Below are 26114 nucleotides of genomic sequence, written 5' to 3' on the forward strand. Positions count from 1 at the left end.
GGCGTGGACCGTACGCACGAAGGGGCGGGGGAACGGGTGGACGAGGTCACGGACGGAGCCCGGGCTGGCGAGGCCACGCAGGACGACGGGCGGCGGCTCGCGGAGCGGTTCGAGGCGGACCGGCGGCATCTCACGGCCGTGGCCTACCGGCTGCTCGGCTCGGCCGCCGAGGCCGACGACGCGCTGCAGGAGGCCTGGCTGCGGGCCCGGCAGGCCGACCTCGACGGGGTGCGGAACCTCACCGGCTGGCTGACCACCGTGGTGACCCGGGTCTGCCTCAACCTGCTACGGGCCCGCCGCAACCGGCGCGAGGAGTTCCTCGACGCCTACGAAGACGCCCACGAAACCCCGGCGGCCCCCGCCGAGGCCGGCGACCCCGCCCGGGAGGTGCTGCTGGCCGACCAGGTCGGGGTCGCGCTGCTCGTCGTCCTCGACACCCTCGGCCCGGCCGAGCGGGTCGCCTTCGTGCTGCACGACATGTTCGCGGTGACCTTCGAGGAGATCGCCCCGCTGATCGAGAAGACCCCGGCCGCCACCCGGCAGCTCGCCAGCCGGGCCCGCCGCCGCGTCCAGGGCCGGCCGGCCGCGCCCGCCGCCGACGCCGTACGCCGGCGCCGGGCCGTGGAGGCCTTCCTCGCCGCCACCCGCGGCGGCGACTTCACGGCCCTGGTCGCGCTGCTCGACCCGGACGTGGTGCTGCACGCCGACGCGCTGGTCGTGCCCACGCCCGAACCGGTCACCGTGCGGGGCGCCGAGCCCGTCGCCCGGGGCGCGACGGCCGCCATGGAGCGCGCTCTGCTCACCGGACTCGCCCTGCTGGACGGCGAGTTCGGCCTGGTCATGGCGGAGCGGGGGCGGCCACGTCTGGTCCTGGCCTTCGCCTTCGGCGCGGACGGCCGGATCACCCGGATCGACGTCGTGGCGGAACCGGAACGCCTGCGCGGAACGGAGATCGCGGTGGTGCCGGGGCCGAGCGGGGCCGGTGGAGCCGGCGGGGAATTGGACCAGTGAATCGGGCGCGGATTGGCCCGCGACACTGAACCAATATGGCACTAGCGTCGCTGTCATGACGTACCGCGAAACCGCCACCGAGCCCGCCCCGACCCGGGTCGACTTCTTCTTCGACCCGGCCTGCCCCTTCGCCTGGATCACCTCCCGCTGGCTGCTGGAGGTCGAGCGCCTGCGCCCGCTCGACCTCCGGTTCCGGGTGATGAGCCTGTACCTGCACAACACGGGCAACGAACTCCCCGACTGGTACCGCGACTTGGTGGACCGCTCGATCGGCCCGGTGCGGGTCGCCGTGGCCGCCGCCGAACGGCACGGTGACAAGGTGCTGCGCGATCTGTACACCGCGTTCGGCACCCGCATCCACGAAGGCCGGATCGAGGACTTCGACCGGGTGGTCGCCGAGTCGCTGGCCGAACTCGGGCTGCCCGCCGACCTGTCGGCCGCCGCGCACGATCCGTCGTACGACGACGCGGTGCGCCGCAGCCACGAGGCCGGCGTCGAGCCGGAGACGGGCGGCTACGTGGGCACGCCGACCCTGCACATCGACGGCACGGTGTGGTTCGGTCCCGTCCTGCGCGCCGTTCCGCGCGGCGCGGAGGCGGCCGAACTCTTCGACAGCTTCCGGGTGCTGGCCGGCCACCCCGACCTCTTCGAACTCAAGCGCACGCGCACCGGCGCCCTCCGCTTCGACTGACACGGAAACCGGTTGGCCGATAAACGCCGCTCGCCCTCCTCGAGTTCGCCGCTCGTGTGACACACGGACCGTGACCGACGCAGAACGAAGAGCCGCCGCGGTCCGACGTCACAGGGGAGCGCCGGACCCCGGCGGCCCTCTACCACGCACCCGTCCCGCAAGGCCAGCCCTCGCCGAACCTCGCGACAAACTCATCCCGTTGTCCCTAGGGTGATGCGCGCAGACGGCCGGAAGGGGCGAGGGGACGGATGAGCGTGTCGGGCGGACCATCACGGGCCCTGCCGCAGTACCGTGCGGGCACGCCGGCACCGGCGCCGGCGCGGCACCGCGGGAACGGAGTGCCCCGGCGACCGGGCGCCCCGGGGTACGCCGACGGCGTCTTCGCCCACCGCGTCGACCGGGTCACCGGAGACCGGCCGTACGCGCCGGGGCTCCCGGAAACGGCCGTACCCTCTCGTCCCGCGCCGCCCCCGGGAGCCCGGTCAACGGACACGGGTCACCCGGATGGGTGGCGATTTTCGGCCTACTCGACACCTCATTCGCGGGTCACCTCTTCCGGGCCCGGTGCAGGGCGGCCCCGGGCCGCCGGGCGCCGGCCCGGAACATCGGTAACGTCAGCCGCACCAGCATCTTCGGCAACCACAGCCTGGTCGCCCGCGCCGAAGCCGTAGCCACCCCCCACCCCCGAAGGCTCCTTCGGACGACAAGCGAGGACAGGACATGAGCACCTACAACTTCGGGAACGGGCCCATCGATTTCGCCCGTATCGACCCCAGGAACGGCACCCCCGACCTCGAAACCCTCATGGCCGTCGCCGACCGGCTCACCGAGGCACTGCGCGCCGAGTACCCGCGGATCGCCGGGAACGGGGAGGTCATCCAGGCGGAGCTGGCGCTGTCCGCGGAGGACGGCCTGCCGCCCAACCGGGGCCGGATCCGCACCGCGCTGGAGAACGTCGCCATCACGGCGGGCGCGGGCACCGCCAGTCTCACCTTCACCCAGCACCTGCTGCACGCGCTCGGGCTGTAACCCGGGAGAGCCGGGGAAACCGGAGAGGCAGGGAAGCCGGGGAGGCCAGGGACGCCGGGGAACGGTCAGGCGCCCAGGGCCGTCAGCGCCGGGCGGCGTGCCGCGTCGTAGCGCTCCAGCAGCACCCGCGCCACCTCCGGCGCGGGGCCCAGCACGTCCGCCAGTACGTCCGCCCCGGCCGCGCCCCGCGCGATGCGGTCCGGCAGAAAGCCGGGGGCCAGGACGTACGGCGCGACGGCGACCCGCTCGCAGCCGAGGGCGCGCAGCTCGGCCACGGCGTCCTCGGTGCGGGGAAGGGATGCGGAGGCGAACGCAGGCCGCACGGCGCACCAACCGGTGTGCCACCACTCCCGCGCGATGTCGGCGATCACTGCGATCGCCTCCGGGTCGGAGGACCCCGCCGAGGCCAGCACGATCCCGGTCGAGGACTTGTCGGCGGGGCTCAGCCCCGCCTCGTACAGCCGTCGTTCCAGCGCCGACAGCAGCAGCGGCGACGGACCCAGCACGTCCGCCTGCCGGATCCGCAGCCGGGCCGGCGCCTCCCGCAGCACGGCGGGGATGTCGGCCTTGGCGTGGAAGGCGCGGGTCAGCAGCAGCGGCAGGGCGACGACGTCCCGCACGCCGTCTGCAGCCAGGTTCTCCAGCACCCCGTGCACGGACGGGACGTTGAAGTCCAGGAAACCGGTCTCCACCCGCAGTCCCGGCCGCAGTGACCGAACCCGCTCCACCAGGGCGTGCACGGTCGCGGCGTGCCGCGGGTCGCGGCTGCCGTGGGCGACGACGAGGAGAACCGGACGGTGCATGGGGTGTGCCTCAGCCCTTCACCAGCAGGCCGCGGCTGCGCAGCACCCACCGCTCCAGCGGGCTGAAGATCAGCAGGTCGATGGCGATGCCGACGAACAGGATCAGCAGGATGGCCTCGAACACCATGGCCATGTCGCTGGCCGTTCGGGCGTTCTCCAGCAGCTGGCCGAGGCCCGTCCCCAGGTCGGGGAAGTTCGCGATGATCTCCGCGGCCATCAGGGAGCGCCAGGAGAAGGCCCAGCCCTGCTTCATACCGGCCACATAGCCGGGCAGCGCCGCAGGCAGGGTGACGTGCCAGGTGCCCTTCAGGCCCGTGGCGCCCATCGTGCGGCCCGCCCGAAGGAACAGCGGCGGCACCTGGTCCACGCCGGACACCAGGCCGTTGGCGATGGACGGCACGGCACCGAGCAGGATCACCGCGTACATCATCGAGTTGTTCAGGCCGAGCCAGATCACCGCGGGCGGCACCCACGCCACCGACGGCAGCGACTGCAGACCGGACAGGATCGGGCCGATGGCCGCGCGCACGAACCTGACCCGCGCCACCAACAGACCCAGCGGGGTGCCGATCAGCAGGGCGAAGCAGAAGCCGAGCAGACCGCGCGAGACACTCGTCCAGATGTAACCGAGCAGCTTGCCCTGCAGCCAGTCGGCACGGAACGCGTTCCAGACCGCGACAGGGGTGGGCAGTTTGGTCGGATCGTCGACGATCTTCAGGGTGATCAGACCCTGCCAGACCACCAGGACCACGACGACCGCGGTGACCGGCGGGACGATCTTGTCGACAAAGGTCCTGCGGAACGGCGTACGGCCCGGTTGCGCGGTCTCCAGCGCGTCGAGGCCCGCCTCCACGCTCCCCGTCCCGGGAGGGGTCGTCGTGTCAGTGCTGGCCATGGCGGCGGATCTCCCCACGCAGTACTTCGGTGATCTCCAGGGACAGTTCCGCCACGGGCGCGTCCTCGATGCGGCGCGGCTGCGGAATGTCGACCTCCCACTGGCGGGCCACCCGGCCCGGACGGGAGGACAGCAGCACGACACGCTGCGCGAGCCGCACCGCCTCGCGCACGTTGTGCGTCACGAACAGCACGGACAGCCCGGTCTCCGACCAGATACGGGTCAGCTCGTCGTGCAGCACGTCCCGGGTGATGGCGTCCAGCGCCGCGAACGGCTCGTCCATCAGCAGCAGGCTGCTCTCCTGCGCCAGCGCCCGCGCCAGCGCCACCCGCTGCCGCATACCGCCGGACAGCTCGTGCACGCGCTTGCCGTACGCGCCCTTCAGCCGGACGAGTTCGAGCAGCTCCTCGGCCTTGTCGCGCCGCGCGGGCTTGGGAACTCCCCTGAGCTTCAGGGCCAGTTCGATGTTCTTGCCCGCGGTCAGCCACGGGAACAGGGCGTGCTCCTGGAACATCAGGGCCGGGCGCCCGTCCGTGGTGATGGACCCGGCGGAGGGCCGGTCCAGGCCCGCCACCAGGTTCAGCAGCGTGGACTTGCCGCAGCCCGAGGCCCCCAGGAGGGTGACGAACTCGCCGGGCGCGACATCGAGGCTGATGTCGTCGAGGACGAGCTGCTGCCCGCCGGGTGTCGCGAAGGACTTCGAGACATGCTCGAGGCGTGCGGCGTAGTCGACCGCCTCGGCGGCCTTGGCGAGAGTGGTTGCCATGGTCGTCACCTCCTGGGAACTCATCGGGAACGGGGGTCAGCTGGTGCCGAGGCCGGCGGCGTCGACGGGCTGGTCACCCTCGGCCTTGAGGACCTTGTTGAGGATCGTCAGGTCGTAGATCCCCTTCAGGTCCGGCTTGTCCAGCAGGCCGGCCTTGACCGCGTGCGCCGCCTCGGTGTCGAGGGTGGAGGCCAGCGGGTCGTCGGTGAACCGGATGGACTTCCACGCCGGGTCGAGGACGTTCGCAGGCAGCTCCTTGCCGGAGTCGATGCCCAGCTGCTTGTTCGCCGCCGCCTTCGCCTGGTCCGGGTTGGCGTTGATCCACTTGTTGGCCTCGACCGAGGCCTTCAGCACCGCCTCGACCGCCTTCGGGTGCTCCTTCAGGAAGGCCTGCCGCACGATGATGTTCGTGATCACGAACTTCTTGTCCGGCCACAGCGACGACTCGTCCAGCAGCACCTTGCCGCCCTCGGCGACCAGCTTGGACGCGGTCGGCTCCGGCACCCAGGCGCCGTCGACCGACCCCGCCTTGAACGCGTCCGGGGTCACCTTGTTGTCGCTGCGGACGACCGTGACGTCACCCTTGCCGCTCTGCGGGTCGACCTTCCAGCCCTGCTCGGCCGCCCAGTTGAGGAACGCCACGTCCTGCGTGTTGCCCAGCTGAGGGGTGGCGATCTTCTTGCCCTTGACGTCCTTCAGGGACGTGATCTTCTTGGGGTTCACGACCAGCTTCACACCGCCGGACGCCGAACCGCCGATGATCTTCAGGCTCTTGCCGTCGGACTTGGTGTAGCCGTTGATCGCCGGGGACGGGCCGATCCAGCCGATGTCGATGGAGCCCGAGTTGAGGGCCTCGATCTCGGACGGACCGGCGTTGAAGGTGGCGTAGTCCGCCTTGGTGGCGCCCAGTTCCTTCTGGAAGAGGCCCTGTTCCCGGCCGACCAGTGCGGTCGCGTGGGTCAGGTTGCCGAAGTACCCGATCTTGACGGAGTCGAGTCCGTCGATCTTCTTGGCGCCGGCGGCGACCTTCGTGGTGTCGTCGTTCTTGGACTCGGAGCCGTAACCGCAGGCGGCGAGCGTGAGGAGGGGAAGGGCGGCGAGCGCGGCTATGCCGCGACGGAACAACGTGGAGCGGGAGGCAGGCACGGGAGGGGTTCCTCTCGTTGGCCCGGCGGTCACGGTCTCTCAGGTCGTGGCCGGGAAGTCGGCAGGTCTTCGTTCACTGCGGTGGGGGGTGAGGGCGCGCAAGCGGTGCGCGTACGTCAGCGCGCACATCGCGCCACCCCGCCCTGCCCGCTGCCGAGGGAGCCGCTGCCGATACGGCCGCCCTCCTTCGCGAACGTCGCGTAGACATCGGTCGTCTTCATGCTCAGAAGTCCCAGCCGTCGTCGTCGGGCTCGTCCTTGACCGGCTCGGGGGAGGCGAACGACTCGCCGACCATGCCCGCGGTCAGCGTGGTGCCGTCGCTCGGGTCGATCAGGATGAACGAGCCCGTGCGCCGCGAGTCGGCGTAGGAGTCGACCGGCAGCGGCTCGGCGGTACGGATCTTCACCCGGCCGATGTCGTTGGCGACGAGCAGTCCCGGGTGCGGGTGCAGGGACAGGTCGTCCAGCGTCAGCCGGGACGGGATGTCCTTCACGATCGCCTTGACCGTGCGGGTGCCGTGCTTGAGCAGCACGCGGTGGCCGACGGTCAGCGGGGCGTCGGCCACATGGCAGACGGTCGCCTCCACGTCCTGGGTGGTGTCCGGCGCGTCCTTCGTCGGCACGATCAGGTCACCGCGCGAGACGTCGATGTCGTCCTGGAGCAGGACCGTCACCGACTGCGTCGTCCAGGCCACGTCCACCGGCTCGCCCAGCAGGTCGATGCCGGAGATCCGCGTCGTCCGCCCGGACGGCAGGACCGTGACCTCCTCGCCGACGCGGAAGGTACCCGCCGCGATCTGGCCCGCGTAGCCCCGGTAGTCCGGGTGCTCGGCGGACTGCGGCCGGATCACGTACTGCACGGGCAGCCGGGCGTGGCAGTGCGCCAGGTCGTGGCTGACGGGAACGGTTTCGAGGTGTTCCAGGACGGTCGGGCCGCCGTACCAGTCCATGTTCGCGGACGGCTCCACCACGTTGTCACCGGCGAGCGCCGAGATCGGGATCGCGGTGACCTCGGGCACGCCCAGCTCGGTCGCGTACGCCGTGAACTCCTCGGCGATCGCCGCGAACACGGACTCCTCGTAGCCGACGAGGTCCATCTTGTTGACCGCGAGGACGACGTGCGGGACCCGCAGCAGGGCCGCGATCGCCGCGTGCCGGCGGGTCTGCTCGACCACGCCGTTGCGGGCGTCGACGAGGATCACGGTCAGCTCGGCCGTCGAGGCACCCGTGACCATGTTGCGGGTGTACTGCACATGGCCGGGCGTGTCGGCCAGGATGAACCGGCGCCGGGGCGTGGCGAAGTAGCGGTAGGCCACGTCGATGGTGATGCCCTGTTCCCGCTCGGCGCGCAGGCCGTCGGTGAGCAGCGCGAGGTCCGGGCCGTCCTGGCCACGGCTCGCGGAGACCCGCTCCACGGCCTCCAGCTGGTCGGCCAGGACCGACTTGGAGTCGTGCAGCAGTCGTCCGACGAGGGTGGACTTGCCGTCGTCGACGGAGCCGGCGGTGGCGAACCGCAGCAGGGTGGTGGCCGAGAGCGCCTCGGTCGTGATCGTGCTCATGCTTAGAAGTACCCCTCGCGCTTGCGGTCTTCCATCGCGGCCTCGGACAGCTTGTCGTCGGCGCGGGTCGCGCCCCGCTCGGTGAGCCGGGAGGCGGCGATCTCGGCGATCACGGCGTCCAGCGTGGTGGCGTCGGAGTCGACGGCGCCGGTGCAGGACATGTCACCGACGGTGCGGTAGCGGACCTGGCGCTTCTCGACGCTCTCGCCGTCCTTCGGGCCGCCCCACTCGCCGGCGGTCAGCCACATACCGCCCCGCTGGAACACCTCGCGCTCGTGCGCGAAGTAGATCTGCGGCAGCTCGATGCCCTCACGGGCGATGTACTGCCACACGTCCAGCTCGGTCCAGTTGGACAGCGGGAACACGCGGACGTGCTCACCGGGTGCGTGCCGGCCGTTGTACAGGTTCCACAGCTCGGGGCGCTGGCGGCGCGGGTCCCACTGCGAGAACTCGTCGCGCAGGGAGAACACCCGCTCCTTGGCGCGGGCCTTCTCCTCGTCCCGCCGTCCGCCGCCGAACACGGCGTCGAACTTCTCGCTCTGGATCTTCTCCGTCAGCGGAAGCGTCTGCAGCGGGTTACGGGTGCCGTCGGGACGCTCCTTGAGCACACCCCGGTCGATGTAGTCCTGGACGGAGGCCACATGGAGCCGCAGCCCATGTGCGGCCACCACACGGTCCCGGTACTCAAGGACTTCCGGGAAGTTGTGTCCGGTGTCCACATGCAGCAGCGAGAAGGGGACCGCCGCGGGGGTGAACGCCTTCAGCGCCAGGTGCAGCATGACGATCGAGTCCTTGCCGCCGGAGAAAAGGATCACCGGGTTCTCGAACTCGCCCGCCACCTCGCGGAAGATGTGCACCCCCTCGGACTCGAGCGCGTCCAGGTGGGAGAGGGCGTACGGGCTGTCCGTACCCTCCTCGGCCTTCGCCACGGTCGTCGTCATGCCAGTCCCCTCTCGCTCAGCAGGGCGTACACCGACGCCGCGGACTCCTGCACGCTCTGGTGCTGCGACTCGATCCGCAGGTCGGGCGTCTCCGGCTCCTCGTACGGGTCGTCGACACCCGTGAGCCCGGTCAGCTCACCGGCGGCCTGCTTGGCGTACAGCCCCTTCACGTCGCGGACGCTGCACACCTCGACCGGGGTCGCCACATGGATCTCCAGGTACGGCGTCGCGTTCTCCGCGTGCCGCTTGCGCACCGCGTCCCGGCTGTCCGTGTACGGCGCGATCACCGGCACCAGCGCCTTGACGCCGTTACGGGCGAGCAACTCGGCCACGAAGCCGATGCGCTGCACGTTGGTGTGCCGGTCCTCGCGGGAAAAGCCGAGGCCCGCCGAGATGAACTCGCGGATCTCGTCGCCGTCGAGCACCTCGACGCGGTGGCCCTCGGCACGCAGCCGGCCGGCCAGCTCGTACGCGATGGTGGTCTTGCCGGCGCTCGGCAGACCCGTGAGCCAGACGGTGGCTCCGGTGGTCACGTCGTACTCCTGAAGAAGGTGATGGTTCGTCATCCGTGCAGCCCGCACTCGGTCTTGGCGCGGCCCGCCCAGCGGCCGGCGCGCGCGTCCTCGCCCTCAAGGACCCGGCGGGTGCAGGGGGCGCAGCCGATGGAGGCGTAGCCGTCCATGAGCAGCGGGTTGGTGAGCACGCCGTGCTCGGCGACATAGGCGTCCACGTCGTCCTGCGTCCAGCGGGCGATCGGGGAGATCTTGACCTTCTGCCGCTTCTCGTCCCAGCCGACGACCGGGGTGTTCGCCCGGGTCGGGGACTCGTCGCGGCGCAGGCCGGTCGCCCACGCCTGGTAGCCCCGCAGCCCCTCTTCGAGCGGCTTGACCTTGCGCAGCGCGCAGCACAGGTCGGGGTCGCGGTCGTGCAGCCTCGGGCCGTACTCCGCGTCCTGCTCGGCGACCGTCTGCTTCGGCGTGAGGGTGATGACGTTGACGTCCATCACGGCCTCGACGGCGTCACGGGTGCCGATGGTCTCGGGGAAGTGGTAACCGGTGTCGAGGAAGACGACGTCCACGCCCTTGAGGACCCGCGAGGCGAGATGGGCGACCACGGCGTCCTCCATGGAGGAGGTGACACAGAACGTCGCGCCGAAGGTGTCCACCGCCCACTGGAGGATCTCCAGGGCGGAGGCGTCCTCCAGGTCCCGGCCCGCCTGCTCGGCGAGCGCCTTCAACTCCTCGGTCGTACGCTGTTCCTGAGCCGTCGTCATGATCGGTCGTCCCCTCCGTTGTCGGCTCGCTGAAGGCCCCGGGCGAGCAGCCCGAGGAACTTCAGCTGGAATGCGCGGTTGCACGCCCCGCATTCCCAGGCGCCGTGACTCTGCTCGTGCGGACGCAGGTCCTCGTCGCCGCAGTAGGGGCAGTAGAAAGGTGCGGCCCGCTCGCTCACGACAAGGCCTCCTCGGAAGCGCGGGACGCCCAGGCGGCGAACCGCTCGCCGTCCTCGCGCTCGGCCTGGAACCGCTTCAGCACCCGCTCGACGTAGTCGGGCAGCTCCTCCGCGGTGACCTTCAGTCCGCGCACCTTGCGGCCGAAGCCCGCCTCCAGGCCGAGCGCGCCGCCGAGGTGCACCTGGTAGCCCTCGACCTGCTCGCCCTGGTCGTCGAGGACCAGCTGGCCCTTGAGACCGATGTCCGCGACCTGGATACGGGCGCAGGCGTTCGGGCAGCCGTTGAGGTTGATGGTGATCGGCTCGTCGAAGTCCGGCAGGCGGCGCTCCAGTTCGTCGATCAGCGTCGAGCCGCGCTGCTTGGTCTCGACGATGGCGAGCTTGCAGAACTCGATGCCGGTGCACGCCATGGTGCCGCGCCGGAAGGAGGACGGCCGGGCGGTGAGGTCCAGCGCCTCCAGCCCCTCGACCAGCGAGTCCACCTTGTCCTGCTCGACGTCGAGGACGATCATCTTCTGTTCGACGGTGGTGCGCACCCGGCCCGAGCCGTGCGCCTCCGCCAGGTCGGCGATCTTCGTCAGGGTGGCGCCGTCGACGCGGCCGACCCGCGGGGCGAAACCGACGTAGAACCGGCCGTCCTTCTGCCGGTGCACACCGATGTGGTCGCGCCACTGCTGCACGGGCTGCTCGGGGGCGGGGCCGTCGGTCAGCTTGCGCTTGAGGTACTCGTCCTCCAGCACCTGACGGAACTTCTCCGCGCCCCAGTCGGCGACGAGGAACTTCAGCCGGGCCCGGTTGCGCAGCCGGCGGTAGCCGTAGTCACGGAAGATCGAGATGACGCCCTCGTAGACGTCCGGGACCTCGTCGATCGGCACCCAGGTACCGAGCCGTACGCCCAGCTTGGGGTTGGTGGACAGGCCGCCGCCGACCCACACGTCGAAACCCGGGCCGTGCTCGGGGTGCCGTACGCCGACGAACGCCACGTCGTTGATCTCGTGCACGACGTCCAGCAGCGGCGAACCCGAGATGGCCGTCTTGAACTTGCGGGGCAGGTTCGAGTACGCCTTGTTGTTCAGGACGCGGCGCTTCATCTCCTCCAGCGCCGGCGTGGCGTCGATGATCTCGTCCTCGGCGATGCCCGCCACCGGGGAGCCGATCATCACACGCGGGGTGTCACCGCAGGCGGTGACGGTGGACAGGCCCACGCCCTCCAGCCGCTCCCAGATCTCGGGCACGTCCTCGATCCGGATCCAGTGGTACTGCACGTTCTGCCGGTCGGTGATGTCCGCGGTGCCGCGCGCGAACTCCTGGGAGATCTCACCGATGACCCGCAACTGCTGGGTGGTCAGCGCGCCGCCGTCGATGCGCACCCGCATCATGAAGTAGCGGTCGTCCAGCTCCTCCGGCTCCAGCACCGCGGTCTTGCCGCCGTCGATCCCGGGCTTGCGCTGGGTGTACAGCCCCCACCAGCGCATCCGGCCGCGCAGGTCGCTGGGGTCGATCGAGTCGAATCCGCGCTTGGAGTAGATCGTCTCAATGCGCGTCCGTACATTGAGACCGTCGTCGTCCTTCTTGACCTGCTCGTTGCCGTTGAGCGGGGTGAAGTGGCCCACGGCCCACTGACCCTCACCACGGTGACGGCTCACCTTGCGGCGGGGCGCGGAGGCGGCGGGGTTCGGCGGAGTGGCGGCCATGGTTGTACGTCCTTCGGGACCGGTGGAATCGGCTCTGACCTGCACGGACGCGCGCACGCGTGCAGGCGTGCGCGTCCTTGCGCGAGGAAAGTCTGCTGAGAGGGTTCGCGGCGGTGCTGGGGCGGTCAGCTCGCCGGACAGATGGCGCTGGACATGCGGCCGAGGTCGACGTGCCGCCGACTCACCAAGGCAATTCCAGTTCCAGACATGACGGAAGCGTGTCACGGCGATCTGGACACAGTCCAGCTTTATCCATCATGCGGACACCCTTGTCCCGGAATGTGGGACAGGGGTGTCGTCGCTCACATGCGCTGCGGGAAGGCTTGTCCCGGCAGGTCAGACGGCGTATCAGGCGGAGTGTCAGGCCGGGTGCGCCCCGGGCCAGGGCCCCGGCGTCGGCCCATCCGGCTCCAGCTCGACCTTGGTGTCGAAGAGTGTGAAGCCGCGCCGCTGGTAGTTGTCCATGGCGAACTCGCCGTCCTTGCTGCACGTGTGCAGCCACACCCGCTTCGTCGGCGTCCGCCCGGGCCACCGCTCGGCCAGGTCCCAGGCGCGCGCCGTACCGTACGCCAGCAGATGGCCGCCGATGCGGCGGCCGCGGAAGGCGGGGATCAGCCCGAAGTAGACGATCTCGACCGCGCCCTCGTCCTGCGGTTCCAGCTCCACATAGCCGGCCGGGGTGCCCCGGTCGTAGGCCACCCAGGTCTCCACGCCGGGCCGCCCCAGATGCTCCTGCCACCGGGCGTACGTCCAGCCCAGCCGGTCGGTCCAGCGGATGTCGCCGCCGACCGAGGCGTACAGGAAGCGGCTGAACTCGGGGGAGGGCACCTCGGCACGGACGATCCGCACGTCGCCCTCCGGCGCGGCGGCGGGCAGAAGGTCCGCGGGCGAGGTCTGCTCCAGGGACCAGGTGGTGACGGGGACGCTGCTCATGCGGGCCAGGGAATCATCCCGCCGCCCGCTCTGTCGATCGACCGCATCACCCGACGGACCGGATCACCCGACGGACCGGTCCAGCTCCGCCAGGGGTACGGCGAAGAGCATCCGGTTCGACAGGGACCACACCTCGCCCGTCTCCTGCCAGTACGACAGGGAGCCCGCCGCCTCGGCCCAGCAGCGGTGCGAGCCGTCCGCGCCGCAGTGCGCCGCCTTCGCGCCGTCGGCGTCCTGCCGCCACAGCCCGCCGTGTCCGTCCCGTGAGCCGGGCAGGCGTCCCACATACCAGGACGCGTCCTCCGCACCCGGCCGCTGGTACGACAGCACGCCCCGGATCCCGGCCGCCCGGGTCCGGTACGCCTCCACCGCCGTCACCCGCCCCGCGGCGTCCGTGGCGAGCAGCCCCTCACGCGCCGGATCCGTGCTGAACGCGTACCGCCACAGCCGCGCGCCGTGGCCGCCGTCCGGCGCGGTCCACTCCGCCGCGACCACGCTGTCCGGCGCGGTGCCCCGGTCGAGGGCGAGCGCGCCGGGGCAGGGCGGGCCGGAGTGGCCGCAGCGGCCCCCGGTGAAGCGGTACGAGCCGATCGCGGGCATCACATACCGGTAGCCGTCGGCGGACCAGCCGCCGGGCACCCGGCCGATCGCGGGCCCGTCGACGCCGGCGCGCTGGATCCGGTCCAGGTCGTAGACGTACAGCGCGTCCGCGCTTCCGGTCCTGGCGGTCACCAGCAGCTTGTCCTGGTACCAGACCATCCCGGAGATCCCCGAGGCCAGCCCCCGGTAGTCACGGCCGCCGTCGACCGGCACCACCAGCAGCACCCAGCGGAAGGCCAGGTGGGCGGGGTCGTCGGCGTTGACGAAGGCGACCCTGGCCAGCCCCCGCTCGGCGGACCGGCCGGTGGCGGTGCTGTGGGTCCAGCCGGCGAGGACGACCCGGTGGGTGCCCCAGACGCCGTCGTCGTCGGCGTCCCCGGAGGTGGTCAGCGACGCCGGCCGCCAGGCGGTGCCGGCGGAGTCGGCCGGGTCCCAGCAGTAGGCGCGGGTGACGGCGGGGCTGACGGGCAGGGACGCGCGGTCGGCGGAGGAGCAGCCGGCGGAGGTGCGCATCCCGCGGTCGGCGCTCGCCAGGACGGCGTCCACACCGACCGGGCGGCCCATTGCGGCGGAGAGCCGGTCCAGCGTGCGGGCGGGGACCAGCCGCTCCTGCAGCCGCAGCCGTTTGGTGTCCGCGGGGGAGGAGAGCGGCTTGAGCGCGCCGGGACTGTCGGTGACGTCCGCCTGGGACGCGCTGATCAGGGTGGCGGCCGCGGTGAGCGCCAGCGCGGTCCCGGTCAGGACCGCCCGCAGTGCAGCGCCCCGCCTGCGCCGGCGGTGTCTGCCGCGATGCTTCATCTCGTCCCCTTCTCCGGGGCTCCTTCGCCGCCGGGGCGCGCCGGCCGGTGCCGGACCAACTGCGCCTGATGATCCGTACGTTGACGCGAGAAGCGGCTGGGGAGGCCCTCGAGGGATGCTACGGCAGCAACGGCCCGCGCAGGGCGAAGACCCCGCAAATATGCGGAAGACACGCTCACCGGTCCGCGGTCCCGCCGCGCTGCGCGCCCGTCCGTCTCCGCGCGATCGCCGGCGCCGTCGAGGAAGGCAGCAGGTCGCGGGGGTCGTCGGGGAGGAGCACCTCGAACTCCGCGTCCTCACGGAAACGATACGGCCGGTGTTGCAGAAGTTCTCCGCAGTACCGCCGGATCCGGGACATCTCCGCCCGTACCGTCACCGTGCGTGAGGAGTCCCCGAACAGATCCTCGGCCAGGGCCGCCGCCCCGCGGCCCGCGCGGTGCGCGGCGAGCAGATAGAGCAACTCGGCGTGCCGGGGACTGAGTTCGTGCGACCAGGAACCCGCCGCACCGGACACCGTCAGCGTACTGCGTCCCGGCCTGGCCAGATCCAGTACGATCCGCGGCGCCGTGCCGGCCGGTTCCTCGGTCGCCCGCAGCAACCAGCCCCCGGCCAGCGGCTCCACCGCGCACGAACCCAGCGACGGCAGCCACCGGCGGCCCGGCGCCAGCGACTTGGGCAGCGCGACACGCCGTACATAGGGCATCCCGGACACCGCCGCCGACCAGCCGTCCCGGTCCACCACCAGCGCCCGCCCGTCCAGCCGGGCCAGCACCGGCGCCGCCACCGACCGCAGCCGCTCCAACTGGTCCCGGTGCACCTCCCGCAGCCGCGACTCGGCCAGCTTGGCCACCGAGTCCACCCAGGCGAGGGTCGCCGGATGCATGGTCTCCAGCGGGCCGCTGACGTCCACTACACCGATCAGCCGGCCGTCCCGGGGATCGGTGATCGGTGCGCCGGTACAGGTCCAGGAGGCGTGCGAGCGGACGAAGTGCTCGGCGGCGAAGACCTGCACGGGCCTGCGTACGACGGCCGGGGTGCCCACCCCGTTGGTGCCGACGACGTCTTCCCGCCAGTCCGCGCCGAGTTCAAAGCCCAGGCCGTCCGCCTTGCGCAGCACCGGCGAGGCGCCCTCGCGCCACAGCACCCTCCCGTCGGCGTCCGCGACGACCATGATGTGCTGGGCGACGTCGGCGACCGAAAGCAGCCCCTGCCGCAGCACCGGCAGGACGTGCCGGAGCGGTGACTCCTCGCGCCGGTGCCGCACTTCCTCGGAGGACAGCAGTCCGGATCTGAAGTCGTGGTCGGGATCGACGCCGCTGCGCAGCATCCGTCCCCAGGACTGCTCGATCACCGGCCGGGGCGCGATCCTCGCCCGCTGACCGGCAAGGGTGGCGTCGCGCACCTCGCTCAGCAGCCGCGCCGCCTGCGGCGCGTCCACGGCGGCCAGGCGCGCCACGTTCATCGGCGGATTCACCACGGTGGTCCTTCCGGAAGGGCGTCGAACATAGTTGTCAAGCCGTCCTGGCGGCGGTTTCCGGTCCGGCTGCACCTCTCATACTGCCGCTCCGGGCAGGCCGGAGGCACACACTCCGCGCACGTGCCCCCACAAGTTGCAACCCCCTGCAACCCTGGTGGACGGGCGGGGGGTGGCCGAGACTTGACCCCGACGCGGGTTCGCGTCCGCGGGCTTAACGGGCCCATGAGGTGGGGGTGGTGCCGTGTCGGCGCAGCACCACCCCCACCGGGGGTTCGGCCGACGCATTCCGGGGTGTGGGCTTCGGTGCGTCGGCGGGTGCCGCCCGGTGGAGGCCTGTCGCGCAGTTCCCCGCGCCCCTGGGCCGGTCAGGTCGGCCTGCGTTCTAAGAACCCGGGTGTGCTCGTTCGACGATCGATGCCAGATCCAAGCCCGTCGGCAGAGTGCCGAACGATGCTCCGTGGTCGCCGCCCAGGCGGGAGGCGCAGAAGGCGTCCGCCACCTCCGGTGGGGCGTGACGGACCAGGAGTGAGCCCTGGAGCACCAGTGCGAGGCGTTCCGCGAGTCGGCGTGCGCGGCCCTCGACGGCGTCAAGGTCGGCGAGTTCGGTGAAGAAGTTCTTCACCGCGCGGTCGAGGCGATGGTCGGCGCCGTGGGCTTGGCCGATCTCGGTCAGGCAGGCGTCCAGTGCGCCCGGCTCCCGCTGCAGCGCCCGGAGCACGTCCAGCGCCTGGACGTTTCCGGCGCCCTCCCAGATCGAGTTCAGCGGTGACTCCCGTACCAGCCGGGGCAGGCCCGACTCCTCGACGTAACCGTTTCCGCCCAGACACTCCGCGGCCTCGACCGCAACGGGCGCACAGCGCTTGGTGATCCAGTACTTGGCGGCGGGCACCGCCAGCCGCAGGAATGCGCGCTCCTGTTCGCCGCCGTCGTCGCAGGCGGCCGCCAGCCTGAGCGTGAGCGCGGTCGCCGCCTCCGACTCCAGCGCGAGGTCGGCGAGGACGTTCCGCATCAGCGGCTTGTCGATCAGCTTCCCGCCGAAGGCCTCCCGATAGGTGCAGTGGTGGATCGCCTGCGTCACCGCCTGCCGGATCAGGCCCGCCGAGCCGAGCGCGCAGTCCAGCCGGGTCGCCGCGACCATCTCGATGATCGTCCGCACCCCGCGCCCCTCCTCGCCGACCCGGCGCGCCCAGGTGCCGGCGAACTCCACCTCGGCCGAGGCGTTGGACCGGTTGCCCAGCTTGTCCTTCAGCCGCTGGATGAGGAAGACGTTGCGGGTGCCGTCCGGCAGGACACGCGGCACCAGGAAGCAGGTGAGGCCCCCTTGTCCCTGAGAGGGGGATGCCTGGGCCAGCACGAGGAAGGCGTCCGACATGGGAGCCGAGCAGAACCACTTGTGCCCGGTCAGTTCGTACGCGCCCGTCTCCGCGAGCGGCCGGGCCTCGGTGGTGTTCGCGCGGACGTCGCTGCCGCCCTGCTTCTCGGTCATGCCCATACCGAAGAGCACGCCGGGCTTCCGCTCGGCGGGCCGCAGCTCGCGGTCGTAGACCGTGGACGTCAGCCGCGGCTCCCACTCGGCGGCGAGCGCGGGGTCGGTCCGCAGTGCCGGCACCGCCGCGTGGGTCATCGACAGCGGGCAGCAGGTGCCCGCCTCGACCTGGGTCCAGAGCAGGAAGCCGGCGGCCCGGCGGACGTGTCCGGACGGCCGTGTCCAGGCGCCGGTCAGGCCCGCCGAGACACCCTTGCCGAGCAGCCGGTGCCATGCCGGGTGGAACTCGACCTCGTCGATCCGGTGGCCGTACCGGTCGTGGGTGCGCAGCCGGGGCGGGTGCTCGTTCGCCTGCACCGCCCACTCCTGCACCTGCGCCGAGCCCGCGGCGCGGCCCAGCGCGGACAGCTCCGACCGCACCTCGTCCAGAACGTCAGGACCGGTGTGCCGTTCGACGGCCTCCACCAGGGCCCGGTCGGCGGTGAACAGGTCGTAGCCGACCAGGGGCGGCGGCTGGTTCGTCACGGTGTGGGTGGAGGAGCCTGCCATGGTGCGAACCTACCCGGGACGGCGGCGGTGATGGCCTCCAGAGTGGCACAGCAGCGCCGCCGGGCGCGCCGGATGCGCTCACCTGCCCCGGAAGGTGAGGCGGGTCCGGTGCTGCGGATACCTTTGGGTCGTGCAGCCAGCAAGTGAACCCCCCGAGCGGCCCGCCGGTCGCCTCCACCGGGCCAGAGCCCTCTACCGGAACGTCTCCAAGCGGAAGACCGCCTGGCTGCTGCTCAAGGACACCGTCAACTCCTGCATGGAGTACCGCATCCTGGGCCTGGCGGCCGAGGCGGCGTTCTTCACGCTGCTGTCCGTGCCGCCGCTGCTGCTCTGCCTCATCGGGCTGCTCGCCTACGTCGACACCTGGACCGGCGCCCACACCATCAGCAGCCTCGAGACCAACATCCTCGAGGCCTCGCGGACGGTCCTGTCCGACAAGGGTGTGAAGGAGATCACCGAGCCGATCCTGCACGACGTGATGAAGGGCCGGCCCGACATCATCTCCATCGGCTTCCTCTTCGCGCTGTGGTCCGGCTCCCGCGCGGTCAACGTCTTCATCGACACCATCACCGTCATGTACGGCCTCGACGGCGTCCGGGGCATCGTCAAGACCCGGATGATGTCCTTCCTGCTGTTCATCGTGGCGCTGCTGATCGGCTCGGTGGCCCTGCCGCTGATGGTCGCGGGCCCGGACGCGGTGGTGCGGGTGCTGCCCTGGTCGGAGACGGGCGTGCAGGTCCTGTACTGGCCGGTCGTCATCGTCCTGTCCATCGCCTTCCTGACGACCCTGTACCACGTGTCCGTGCCGGTCCGCTCCCCGTGGATCGAGGACGTCCCCGGCGCCCTGGTCGCCCTGGCCATGTGGGTCCTGGGCAGCTTCCTGCTGCGGATCTACCTCGTGCACACCATCGAGGGCGCCACGATCTACGGCTCCCTCGCCGCCTCCGTCGCCGTGCTCCTGTGGATCGGGGTGTCGGCCTTCGCCGTCCTCGTCGGCGCGGCCGTGAACGCCGCCATCGACCGGGTCTGGCCCGCCGCCGCCACGGCCGCCGCCCGCGCCGCGAACGAGCGGATGCGCGAGGCCCAGGTCGCCGAGTACGTCGTCCGGGCCGCGGCGGCCCGCGACACCGACCCCGACGATCCCGACGACCCCGACATGCCCTCCGAGTTCCCCGAGCGCTGGTCCCGCTTCCTGCCCCCCGAGGACGTCACGGCCCGCCTGCGCACCCACGCCAAGCACGCCCACCACACACACAAGGCGAACGGCGACCCCTCGCAGGCCGACGGGGAGGGGGAGGGGGGTAGGGCTCGGGAGGAGAAGTGACGTGGTGGCGTCGGGGGTGAGGGACGGGGGCTGCGGACTGAGGCGGGCCGGGGTCGGGGCAGCGGGTCAGCGGGTGAGAGGGGCCTACTGCGCGTGAGGGTCTGCGCCCGAGCACGGCGGGTCTGCCGGCCGTGCCGCACGGCGGGCCCGGTGTCGTCGTCACGCCTTCCGCACCCGGGCTGCCGCTGCACTTGTGTCCCGGGCTGTCGCGTCCCAGGGGGGCCGACCCGGTGGACGCGTCGGTGCCGTGCAGCACCGGGGCCCAGGCCGAACGGTCCTGCCAGTCGAATACCCGCGCGCGTACGGCGGCCCGGCCGGCCGATCGCGCCGCCCGTGTCCGCCCGTAAGGGCTCGGCCGCACGTGGTCACCCTGTGGTCTCCACCCAGTGAGTGACGCTGCTGTCCACCCTGCTTTCCACCTGTTTTCCACCCGGCGCTCCACCCGTGCTCCGATCCGTCCGACACCGCCCCGGACCTAGCGTTTTCGCGTGGGCCGGTGCCGTCCGGCCGGACGAGCGGGCCGACGGGGTGCCGCCGTCATCACACGCCGGGCAAGGAGGCGGAGGACATGGTGCGCGTGCCAGATGCGGCAGCCGTGGCAGACGTGACAGAGGTGCGGGAGGCGGGAGAGAGGGCGGAGCCGGCGGATCTGTCCGGCCGGGTACGGCGCTCACGCACGGCGGCGAGGACGGGCGGCGCGGCCCTCGGCCCGCTGCTGACCATCGCCGTCGACATCCTCCTGCCGCTCCTCGTCTACTACGCGGCGCGCGGCCTCGGCGCCGGCCAGGGCCCGGCGCTGCTGCTCAGCGGGGCACCACCCGCACTGCGGCTGGTGTCCGGTGCGGTGCGGCAGCGGCGGATCGACGGCGTGGACCTGTTCTTCACGGTGCTGCTGGCCGCCGCAGCGCTCGTCACTGTGGTCGGTGGCAGCACCCGCCTTCTGCTGTTCAAGGACGCCGCACTGTCTCTCGTGGTGGGCGGCTGGATACTCGGCACCGGATTCACCGGCAGGCCGCTGGCCTTCCAGCTGGGCCAGCGACTGCACCGAGGTCCGGCGGCCGGGGCACGGGCCGGCATATGGCGGGACTCCGCCGAGTTCCGTCGGGCACTGCGCGTCCTGACCGTGCTCTGGGGCGCCGAGCAACTGCTCGACGGCGGCCTCGGCACTCTCGCCGCCGCCACCCTGCCCACGGACGTGGTGCCGCTGCTCGCCCGGGTCCTCTCGCTCCTCCTGCTCGTCCTGACCGTCGCGGCCACCGCCGCCCACGCCCGCCGCTTCCGCACCCGCCGCGGCATCCCGCTGTTCGGTGCCCCCGACTCCGGAGTCCTCGACGGCCTCGGCATCTCGGCGTCCCCCGCCCGGCGTCCGAGCTGATCGGGGAATCGGGGAGTGGGGCCCGGCGTCGTCGGCGACGTAGGCTGGCACCCGTGTACAGGGAGCGGGCGTCCCGGCTGACCGGCGCGGTGGTGTGGACGAACACCCCGGGCGGCGCCGGTGGCGGGCCGGTACTGCCCGACGGATGCATGGACCTGCTGTGGAGCGAGGGCCGGCTGCTGGTCGCGGGCCCCGACACCCGCCCCTACGTCCCCGAGGGCACGCCCCGCACCTGGGCCGGCGTCCGCTTCTTCCCCGGCACCGCGCCCGCCCTGCTCGGCGTACCCGCGCACGAACTGCGGGACCTCCGCGTCGACTTGGCCGACCTCTGGCCCGCCGTCCGGGTCCGGCGGCTGCGCGAGCACGTCGAGGCGGCGCCCGACGCGGCGACGGCACTGGAGGACATCGCGCTGGACCGGGCAGCGCGGACCACGGCCCCCGACCCATTGCTGCGCCGGCTGGTGCAGCGCCTGCACGAGGGCCGCCCGGTGTCGGCCGCGGCAGCCGAACTCGGCATCGGCACAAGGACGTTGCACCGCCGCTGTCTGGACGCGTTCGGCTACGGCCCCAAGACCCTGGCCCGCATCCTCAGGCTGCAGCGCGCGCTGGCGCTGGCCCGCTCGGGGACGCCGTACGCCGAGACGGCCGTCCGCGCCGGGTACGCGGACCAGCCCCACCTCGCCCGCGAGGTGCGGGAGCTGACGGGCATGCCGCTCGGGAAGCTACTCGGCGGCGGGTAGCGGGGCGAACAGGTCGACGCCGTTGCCGTCGGGGTCGTGCACGGTGGCGTACCGCTGCCCCCAGAACGCGTCCCACGGCTTCAGCTCCCCGTGGTACCCGGCGCCTACCAGGTCCTCGTACAAAGCGTCGACCGCGGCGGGCGAGTCGCACCGGAAGGCGAGCGACACCCGCCCGCCGCCCTCCGGCGGTCGCCAGGCGGGGTTGAAGGAGCGGATGGTCTCCTCGGTGTCCAGCGCGAAGAGCAGCCCGCCGGGCAGTTCGGCATCGACGTGCGGCTGTTCTTCGGATCCCTCGGGAAACACGAGTCCGAGGCGACGGTAGAAGGCGAGCGCGGCGGTCATGTCGGACGTCACCACGCCGATCAGGGCGAATCGTGGAGTCATGCCGTCACCGTAGGCGTGCGGCCGCAGACCGGTCTTGAAGGAATCGGACACCTTCCCCGGACGGCCTGCATCGGGCGGCACCACCGAGGGCGACGGTACCGAGAAGCGGCAGCACCACAGCCCCCGCCGGCCCCGCGCTCCCGCCTCAGGCGAAGGTCACGGGTCCGTCGGGCGTGTCCACCGTGAAGGAGAGGGCGACGGGGCCCGCTGTGAGGACCAGCCCCGTGTCCAGGGCCGCGAGCGGGCCGCGCACCTCCTCCGGGTCCGGTACCGCGGCGGACACCTCCAGCAGGGGGGTGACCGGCAGGCCCGTGGTCGCGGGGTGGCGGGACTCGCCCCAGTCGATCAGGAACGGGACCAGACCGGAGGGATGCGCATGTCCGCCGTCGGTCAGCCGCCACCGCAGTACGGTGCCGTCCGGGGTGCGGCGGCTCATCGGGTGCACGGGCCCGGGGTCGTAGCCCCGCTCGCGGGCCGTCGTGATCGCCGCGTCCAGGTCGGGCGGGCTGATCGCCCAGGTCAGCGTGCGCGGCTCGGTCAGCCGGTCGACCCCGAACGGCAGCGGGCCGGCGGGCTCGGGCTGCTCGGGATCGGGGCCGAGGATCTCCAGATAGCTGCGGCCGCCCAGCCCCACCAGATGGTTGCGCGTGCCGAGACCGGGATGCGCACCGCCGGGCACGGGCGTCACCCCGGTCCGCCGCGCGAAGTCGGCGGCCGTCGCCGCCAGATCGGGCGTGGCGAGGACGAGATGGTCCAGGAACGGGGGAACGGCGCTCATGCCCGGTGAGGCTACGGTCAGCGGTCCTGTGCTTCAAGGGAGTTGGTGCGGACGCGGGCGGCTGCGGCTTAGGGTCGGCGCATGGCCGCGCGACTGCTGCTGTACACCCGCACCACGGACTACCGCCACGAGTCGATCCCGGACGCCGTCGCCGCCGTACGCGCGCTCGGGCGGTTCGCCGTCGAGCACACCGAGGATCCCGCGGACCTCGAAGGGCCGCTGGACGGGTACGCGGCCATCGTCTTCCTGTCCACGAGCGGCGAGGTGCTGACCCCGGCCGGCCGGGAGCGGCTCGCGGGGTACGTGGACTCGGGCGGGGGCTTCGCCGGGGTGCACGCGGCGGCCTGCACCGAGTACGGCTGGCCGTACTACGGCGAACTCCTCGGTGCCCGCTTCGTACGGCATCCCGTCCTCCAGCCCGGCCGGGTCGTCGTCGAGGATCCCGGCCACCCCGCGACCCGCGGGCTGCCGGCCGTCTGGGACTGCACCGACGAGTGGTACGACTTCGACGCCAGCCCCCGCGGACGGGTGCGCGTGCTGCTGAGCGCCGACGAGGCGTCGTACGACGGCGGCGGGATGGGCGCGGACCATCCGCTGGCCTGGTGCCGTGAGCAGGGCGCCGGCGGCGGCCGCGTGTTCTACACGGCGCTCGGTCACGCCGCAGCGGCCTACCGCGACCCGCTCTTCCTGGCCCACCTGGACGGCGGCCTCCGCTGGGTGGGCCGGCTTCACACGTGACGTTTCTGCGATGAACCGGTTCCACCATTGGGGTGAGTAAAGCTCGCATACATAGAGGGTCACGTGACTATCTAGAGATGCTCTTGGCTTGGCAAAGGGCGTCGAGACGCGTCGGCTGTCCGGCCCCGCGTCACCCACCCACAGGAGGAGCCGGACCTTGACTTACGGTAAGAAGCTGCGCGAGCGCATCGCGGGGCCCGGGACCACACCGCTGATCGGCGTGTACGACATGTACTCGGCGTCGATCGCGGCCAAGCACTACGACGGGATGTTCGTCTCGGGCTTCGGCTTCGCGGCCTCGTACTACGGGCTGCCGGACATCGGTTTCATCGCCTGGCCCGACATGGTGGCCTTCGTCCAGCGGCTGCGGGGCGCGTTCCCGCACCATCACCTGCTGGTCGACATCGACGACGGGTACGTCGACCCCGAGGTCGCCTGTCACGTCGTCGAGGGGCTGGAGCGCATCGGTGCCTCCGGGGTGATCCTCGAGGACCAGAAACGGCCCCGCCGCTGCGGCCATGCCGACGGCAAACAGGTACTCCCGCTGGAGGAGTACCTGGAGAAGCTGCACAAGGTCCTGCAGACGCGCAAGGACCTGGTCGTCGTCGCCCGCACGGACGCCACGGACGAGCACGACATCCTGCACCGCGCCGAGCGGATCGCCGCGACCGACGCCGACGTGGTCCTGGTCGACGGGGTGCGCAGCGTCGAGTGGATCAAGCGCATCCGTGAGGTCGTCGGAGACAAGCCGCTGCTGTTCAACCAGATCGCCGGAGGCAAGTCGCCCCGCCTGTCCCTCGGTGAACTGTCCGACCACGGCGTCGACGTCGCGGTCTACAGCACCCCCTGCCTGTTCGCCGCGCACGAGGCGATGGACTCCGCGCTCGCCGGCCTGAAGGCGGCCGACGGCCGGCTGCCGGAGGTGGATCCCGCGAGGGGGGTCGGCGTGAAGGCCTCCACCAGCCTGCTGGAGCGCAACATCGCCCGCGAGCGGCTCACCCCCGAGGGTGTGGGCGTGTGACCGGCACCGTGCCCCGGCTCGGCATGGCGGCGGCGGTCGCCGCCGTCGTGCTCGGGGCCGGTGCGGCACCGGTGGCCGCGTCCGGCAGTCTGATCACCGTGATCGACAACTCCCATGCCGACTCCTGGCTGGAGGTCGACCGCGCGGCCAATGTCCAGGCCGGCAAGGGCACCGCCGGCAGTGACCACGACGGCAGCGCCGTGGACGCGATCGAGGCCCTCGCCGGAGGCGGCCACCAGCACAGGGAGGTCTGGGACTGAGCGACCGGGAGCCGACCGGCCGCCGGACGACGACCGGTCGCCCGACGGCGGCCGGTCGCCGGACCGCAGCCGATCGCCGGACGACAACGGATTGCTGACGCACGGTCGTTGGCGATGTCGGTGGCTGAGCGACCGGGAGTCGGCCGGCCGCCGGACGACGACCGGTCGCCCGACGGCGGCCGGTCGCCGGACCGCAGCCGATCGCCGGACGACAACGGATTGCTGACGCACGGTCGTTGGCGATGTCGGTGGCTGAGCGACCGGGAGTCGGCCGGCCGCCGGACCACAGCCGATCGCCCGACGGCAACCGGTCGCCCGACGACGACCGGTCGCCGGCCCGCGGCCGTTGATGGCGACAGCCGGGCACCCCGTGCGGGAGGTGCCCGGCCGTCACCGTCCTGTTCGGACCCAGGACTGTGACGGTACCCCCGCAGAAGATCGCTCCCCGGCCATGAACCTCGGCAGGCGCGCCGCGCATCAGGCAGCCGGCCGCTCCTCCGGTGGCGCGGCCGTGCTCGCGCGGGACACCAGTCGGGTCGACAGCTCGGTACGCGTGCCCTCCGGGCGCTCGCCCTGCATCATCCGCACCAGCAGCCGGAGCGCGGTCGCCGCCATCTCACCGAGCGGCTGGCGCACCGTGGTCAGTGCCGGGGCGGCCCAGCGGGCCTCGGGCAGGTCGTCGAAACCCACGACGCTCATGTCGTCCGGCACCCTCAACTCCCGCTCCGCGAGCGCCTCGTACACGCCGAGGGCCATCCGGTCGGAGCACACGAACACCGCGGTCGGCGGCTCGGGCAGATCCAGCAGCCTGTGCAGGCAGCGCCGGGCGGCGGTCTCGTCGAAGCCCGCGTGCCGCACGTACTCGGCGCGATGGCACAGCCCCGCCGAGGCGAGCGCGGAACGGTAACCGGCCACCCGGGCGCTGTCGGCCATGGTGTGCCGCTGCCCGGCGATCACCGCGATGCGCCGATGGCCGAGCCCGAGCAGATGCTCCGTCGCGCTCACCCCTCCCTGCCAGTTGGCCGCCCCGACCGACACCACCCCGGCCGGCGGCTCGTGGGCGGGGTCGATCAGCACGTACGGGATGCGATGGTGGTCCAGCCACGCGTACTGCGCCGGCGTCAGCTCCGCCAGGTTGAACAGCACCCCCGAGGAGCCGCGTGCCGTCAGCTTGTTCAGCCAGTCCCGCTCCGGCCGGTCGGCCCGGGTCCGGGCCGGCCCGGACGAGACCACGACCTCCAGCCCCGCCTCGTACGCCGCCGCCTCCACCCCGTGCAGTACGGCCCCCGTCCAGGAGGTCTCCAGGGAGTGGACCACCAGGTCGATCAGGGCCGGAGTCCGCGCCGTGTCGAAGCGGGGCCGGCGCACATAGCCGAGCCGGTGCAGGGCCTCGGTGACCCGGCGACGGGTCTCGGGTGCCACGTCCTCGCGGCCGTTGACGACCTTCGACGCGGTGGGCACCGACACGCCTGCCTCCCGGGCCACCACCGCGAGCGTCGGCCCGGCCGTCACGCTCGCACTCCCCGCACGGATCACAGGAAACCGCCCCTCCGGCCCGCCCTCGGGCCATCGAAAGTTGCGACCAACGCTGCTTCCGCGGCCTGCTCACCGACCGGGCGGAAAGCGCTTCCTACGATAGGTGCGCGTCAACACGGCGTGAAGACA

Annotated in this window: 27 protein-coding genes; 9 read left to right on the top strand and 18 right to left on the bottom strand. The window is 72.1% G+C overall.

Going from position 1 to position 26114, the window contains the following annotated elements; genetic code table 11:
- The first annotated feature begins 36 nt into the window (after window positions 1–36).
- The 3 genes from SRB17_RS32870 (at window position 37) to SRB17_RS32880 (ending at window position 2731) form a co-directional block, all read left to right on the top strand.
- Window positions 37–1011: a sigma-70 family RNA polymerase sigma factor gene (locus SRB17_RS32870; RefSeq protein WP_323376588.1), complete on the top strand. Its 975-nt coding sequence runs from the start codon at window positions 37–39 to the stop codon at window positions 1009–1011.
- A 55-nt stretch (window positions 1012–1066) separates the two neighbouring features.
- Window positions 1067–1702, top strand: coding sequence for a DsbA family protein (locus SRB17_RS32875; protein ID WP_153543794.1), 636 nt, complete (start codon window positions 1067–1069; stop codon window positions 1700–1702).
- A gap of 720 nt (window positions 1703–2422) precedes the next feature.
- Entirely contained in the window at window positions 2423–2731 is a 309-nt protein-coding gene (locus tag SRB17_RS32880; protein WP_153543795.1) for a hypothetical protein, read from the top strand.
- Window positions 2732–2796: 65 nt separating this feature from the next.
- Here SRB17_RS32880 and SRB17_RS32885 read toward each other — a convergent pair whose 3' ends face one another.
- The 15 genes from SRB17_RS32885 to SRB17_RS32955 form a co-directional block, all read right to left on the bottom strand.
- Window positions 2797–3534 (bottom strand): sirohydrochlorin chelatase, encoded by a 738-nt coding sequence (locus SRB17_RS32885; RefSeq protein ID WP_153543796.1) that lies wholly within the window; start codon window positions 3532–3534, stop codon window positions 2797–2799.
- Between the two features lie 10 nt (window positions 3535–3544).
- On the bottom strand, window positions 3545–4429 hold the full coding sequence (locus SRB17_RS32890) for an ABC transporter permease (RefSeq protein WP_153543797.1): 885 nt from the start codon (window positions 4427–4429) through the stop codon (window positions 3545–3547).
- Window positions 4416–5195 (bottom strand): ABC transporter ATP-binding protein, encoded by a 780-nt coding sequence (locus SRB17_RS32895; RefSeq protein WP_153543798.1) that lies wholly within the window; start codon window positions 5193–5195, stop codon window positions 4416–4418. Before SRB17_RS32895 ends, SRB17_RS32890 begins: the two co-directional genes overlap by 14 nt.
- A 36-nt stretch (window positions 5196–5231) precedes the next feature.
- Complete coding sequence (locus tag SRB17_RS32900; RefSeq protein ID WP_323376589.1) at window positions 5232–6341, bottom strand: aliphatic sulfonate ABC transporter substrate-binding protein; 1110 nt, start codon at window positions 6339–6341, stop codon at window positions 5232–5234.
- 223 nt (window positions 6342–6564) lie between these two features.
- Window positions 6565–7899, bottom strand: a complete 1335-nt coding sequence (locus SRB17_RS32910) for a sulfate adenylyltransferase subunit 1 (RefSeq protein WP_153543800.1) — start codon at window positions 7897–7899, stop codon at window positions 6565–6567.
- A gap of 2 nt (window positions 7900–7901) precedes the next feature.
- Complete coding sequence (cysD, locus tag SRB17_RS32915; RefSeq protein WP_153543801.1) at window positions 7902–8840, bottom strand: sulfate adenylyltransferase subunit CysD; 939 nt, start codon at window positions 8838–8840, stop codon at window positions 7902–7904.
- Complete coding sequence (gene cysC, locus SRB17_RS32920; RefSeq protein WP_323376590.1) at window positions 8837–9373, bottom strand: adenylyl-sulfate kinase; 537 nt, start codon at window positions 9371–9373, stop codon at window positions 8837–8839. Before cysC ends, cysD begins: the two co-directional genes overlap by 4 nt.
- 29 nt (window positions 9374–9402) lie before the next feature.
- Window positions 9403–10113: a phosphoadenylyl-sulfate reductase gene (locus tag SRB17_RS32925; protein ID WP_153543803.1), complete on the bottom strand. Its 711-nt coding sequence runs from the start codon at window positions 10111–10113 to the stop codon at window positions 9403–9405.
- Window positions 10110–10292: a hypothetical protein gene (locus SRB17_RS32930; protein ID WP_323376591.1), complete on the bottom strand. Its 183-nt coding sequence runs from the start codon at window positions 10290–10292 to the stop codon at window positions 10110–10112. Before SRB17_RS32930 ends, SRB17_RS32925 begins: the two co-directional genes overlap by 4 nt.
- Complete coding sequence (locus tag SRB17_RS32935; RefSeq protein WP_153543804.1) at window positions 10289–11986, bottom strand: nitrite/sulfite reductase; 1698 nt, start codon at window positions 11984–11986, stop codon at window positions 10289–10291. Before SRB17_RS32935 ends, SRB17_RS32930 begins: the two co-directional genes overlap by 4 nt.
- 125 nt (window positions 11987–12111) lie before the next feature.
- Window positions 12112–12195 carry a putative leader peptide gene (locus SRB17_RS48225; RefSeq protein WP_309486338.1) on the bottom strand — a complete coding sequence of 28 codons (84 nt, stop codon included), beginning with the start codon at window positions 12193–12195 and terminating at the stop codon, window positions 12112–12114.
- Window positions 12196–12346: 151 nt separating this feature from the next.
- Window positions 12347–12919 (bottom strand): GNAT family N-acetyltransferase, encoded by a 573-nt coding sequence (locus tag SRB17_RS32940; RefSeq protein ID WP_153543805.1) that lies wholly within the window; start codon window positions 12917–12919, stop codon window positions 12347–12349.
- 63 nt (window positions 12920–12982) lie between these two features.
- Entirely contained in the window at window positions 12983–14317 is a 1335-nt protein-coding gene (locus tag SRB17_RS32945) for a hypothetical protein (protein WP_153543806.1), read from the bottom strand.
- Between the two features lie 175 nt (window positions 14318–14492).
- The gene (locus SRB17_RS32950; protein WP_153543807.1) at window positions 14493–15779 is read right to left on the bottom strand and encodes a GAF domain-containing protein; all 1287 of its coding nucleotides are present in this window, start codon (window positions 15777–15779) and stop codon (window positions 14493–14495) included.
- Window positions 15780–16176: 397 nt separating this feature from the next.
- Window positions 16177–17829, bottom strand: coding sequence for an acyl-CoA dehydrogenase family protein (locus SRB17_RS32955; protein ID WP_153543808.1), 1653 nt, complete (start codon window positions 17827–17829; stop codon window positions 16177–16179).
- A gap of 130 nt (window positions 17830–17959) precedes the next feature.
- Between SRB17_RS32955 and SRB17_RS32960 the strand changes: the two genes are divergently transcribed.
- The 3 genes from SRB17_RS32960 to SRB17_RS32970 all read left to right on the top strand — a co-directional run bounded on the left by SRB17_RS32960 (window position 17960) and on the right by SRB17_RS32970 (window position 21268).
- Window positions 17960–19153, top strand: coding sequence for a YihY/virulence factor BrkB family protein (locus SRB17_RS32960; RefSeq protein WP_323376592.1), 1194 nt, complete (start codon window positions 17960–17962; stop codon window positions 19151–19153).
- Between the two features lie 595 nt (window positions 19154–19748).
- Window positions 19749–20528 (top strand): VC0807 family protein, encoded by a 780-nt coding sequence (locus tag SRB17_RS32965; protein ID WP_323376593.1) that lies wholly within the window; start codon window positions 19749–19751, stop codon window positions 20526–20528.
- Window positions 20529–20581: 53 nt separating this feature from the next.
- Entirely contained in the window at window positions 20582–21268 is a 687-nt protein-coding gene (locus SRB17_RS32970; protein ID WP_323376594.1) for a helix-turn-helix transcriptional regulator, read from the top strand.
- On the opposite strand, the gene SRB17_RS32975 is transcribed toward SRB17_RS32970, so the two are convergent.
- Both SRB17_RS32975 and SRB17_RS32980 read right to left on the bottom strand, forming a co-directional pair.
- A complete protein-coding gene (locus SRB17_RS32975) occupies window positions 21251–21652 on the bottom strand; it encodes a VOC family protein (protein WP_153543809.1) in 402 nt (133 codons plus the stop codon). The two genes, SRB17_RS32970 and SRB17_RS32975, sit on opposite strands and share 18 nt — an antisense overlap.
- 145 nt (window positions 21653–21797) lie before the next feature.
- Window positions 21798–22430, bottom strand: a complete 633-nt coding sequence (locus SRB17_RS32980) for a VOC family protein (RefSeq protein WP_153543810.1) — start codon at window positions 22428–22430, stop codon at window positions 21798–21800.
- 81 nt (window positions 22431–22511) lie between these two features.
- On the opposite strand from SRB17_RS32980, the gene SRB17_RS32985 reads away from it, so the two are divergent.
- The 3 genes from SRB17_RS32985 (at window position 22512) to SRB17_RS32995 (ending at window position 24449) form a co-directional block, all read left to right on the top strand.
- Window positions 22512–23168, top strand: a complete 657-nt coding sequence (locus tag SRB17_RS32985) for a ThuA domain-containing protein (protein ID WP_153543811.1) — start codon at window positions 22512–22514, stop codon at window positions 23166–23168.
- Between the two features lie 157 nt (window positions 23169–23325).
- On the top strand, window positions 23326–24189 hold the full coding sequence (locus tag SRB17_RS32990; RefSeq protein WP_153543812.1) for an isocitrate lyase/PEP mutase family protein: 864 nt from the start codon (window positions 23326–23328) through the stop codon (window positions 24187–24189).
- Entirely contained in the window at window positions 24186–24449 is a 264-nt protein-coding gene (locus SRB17_RS32995) for a hypothetical protein (RefSeq protein WP_323376595.1), read from the top strand. The genes SRB17_RS32990 and SRB17_RS32995 overlap by 4 nt, the downstream gene beginning before the upstream one ends.
- A gap of 477 nt (window positions 24450–24926) precedes the next feature.
- On the opposite strand, the gene SRB17_RS33000 is transcribed toward SRB17_RS32995, so the two are convergent.
- Window positions 24927–25985 (bottom strand): LacI family DNA-binding transcriptional regulator, encoded by a 1059-nt coding sequence (locus SRB17_RS33000; RefSeq protein ID WP_323376596.1) that lies wholly within the window; start codon window positions 25983–25985, stop codon window positions 24927–24929.
- Between the last annotated feature and the right edge of the window lie 129 nt (window positions 25986–26114).

It is taken from the genome of Streptomyces sp. RB17, from assembly GCF_009604455.1.
In the GTDB taxonomy this organism is placed as follows: domain Bacteria; phylum Actinomycetota; class Actinomycetes; order Streptomycetales; family Streptomycetaceae; genus Streptomyces.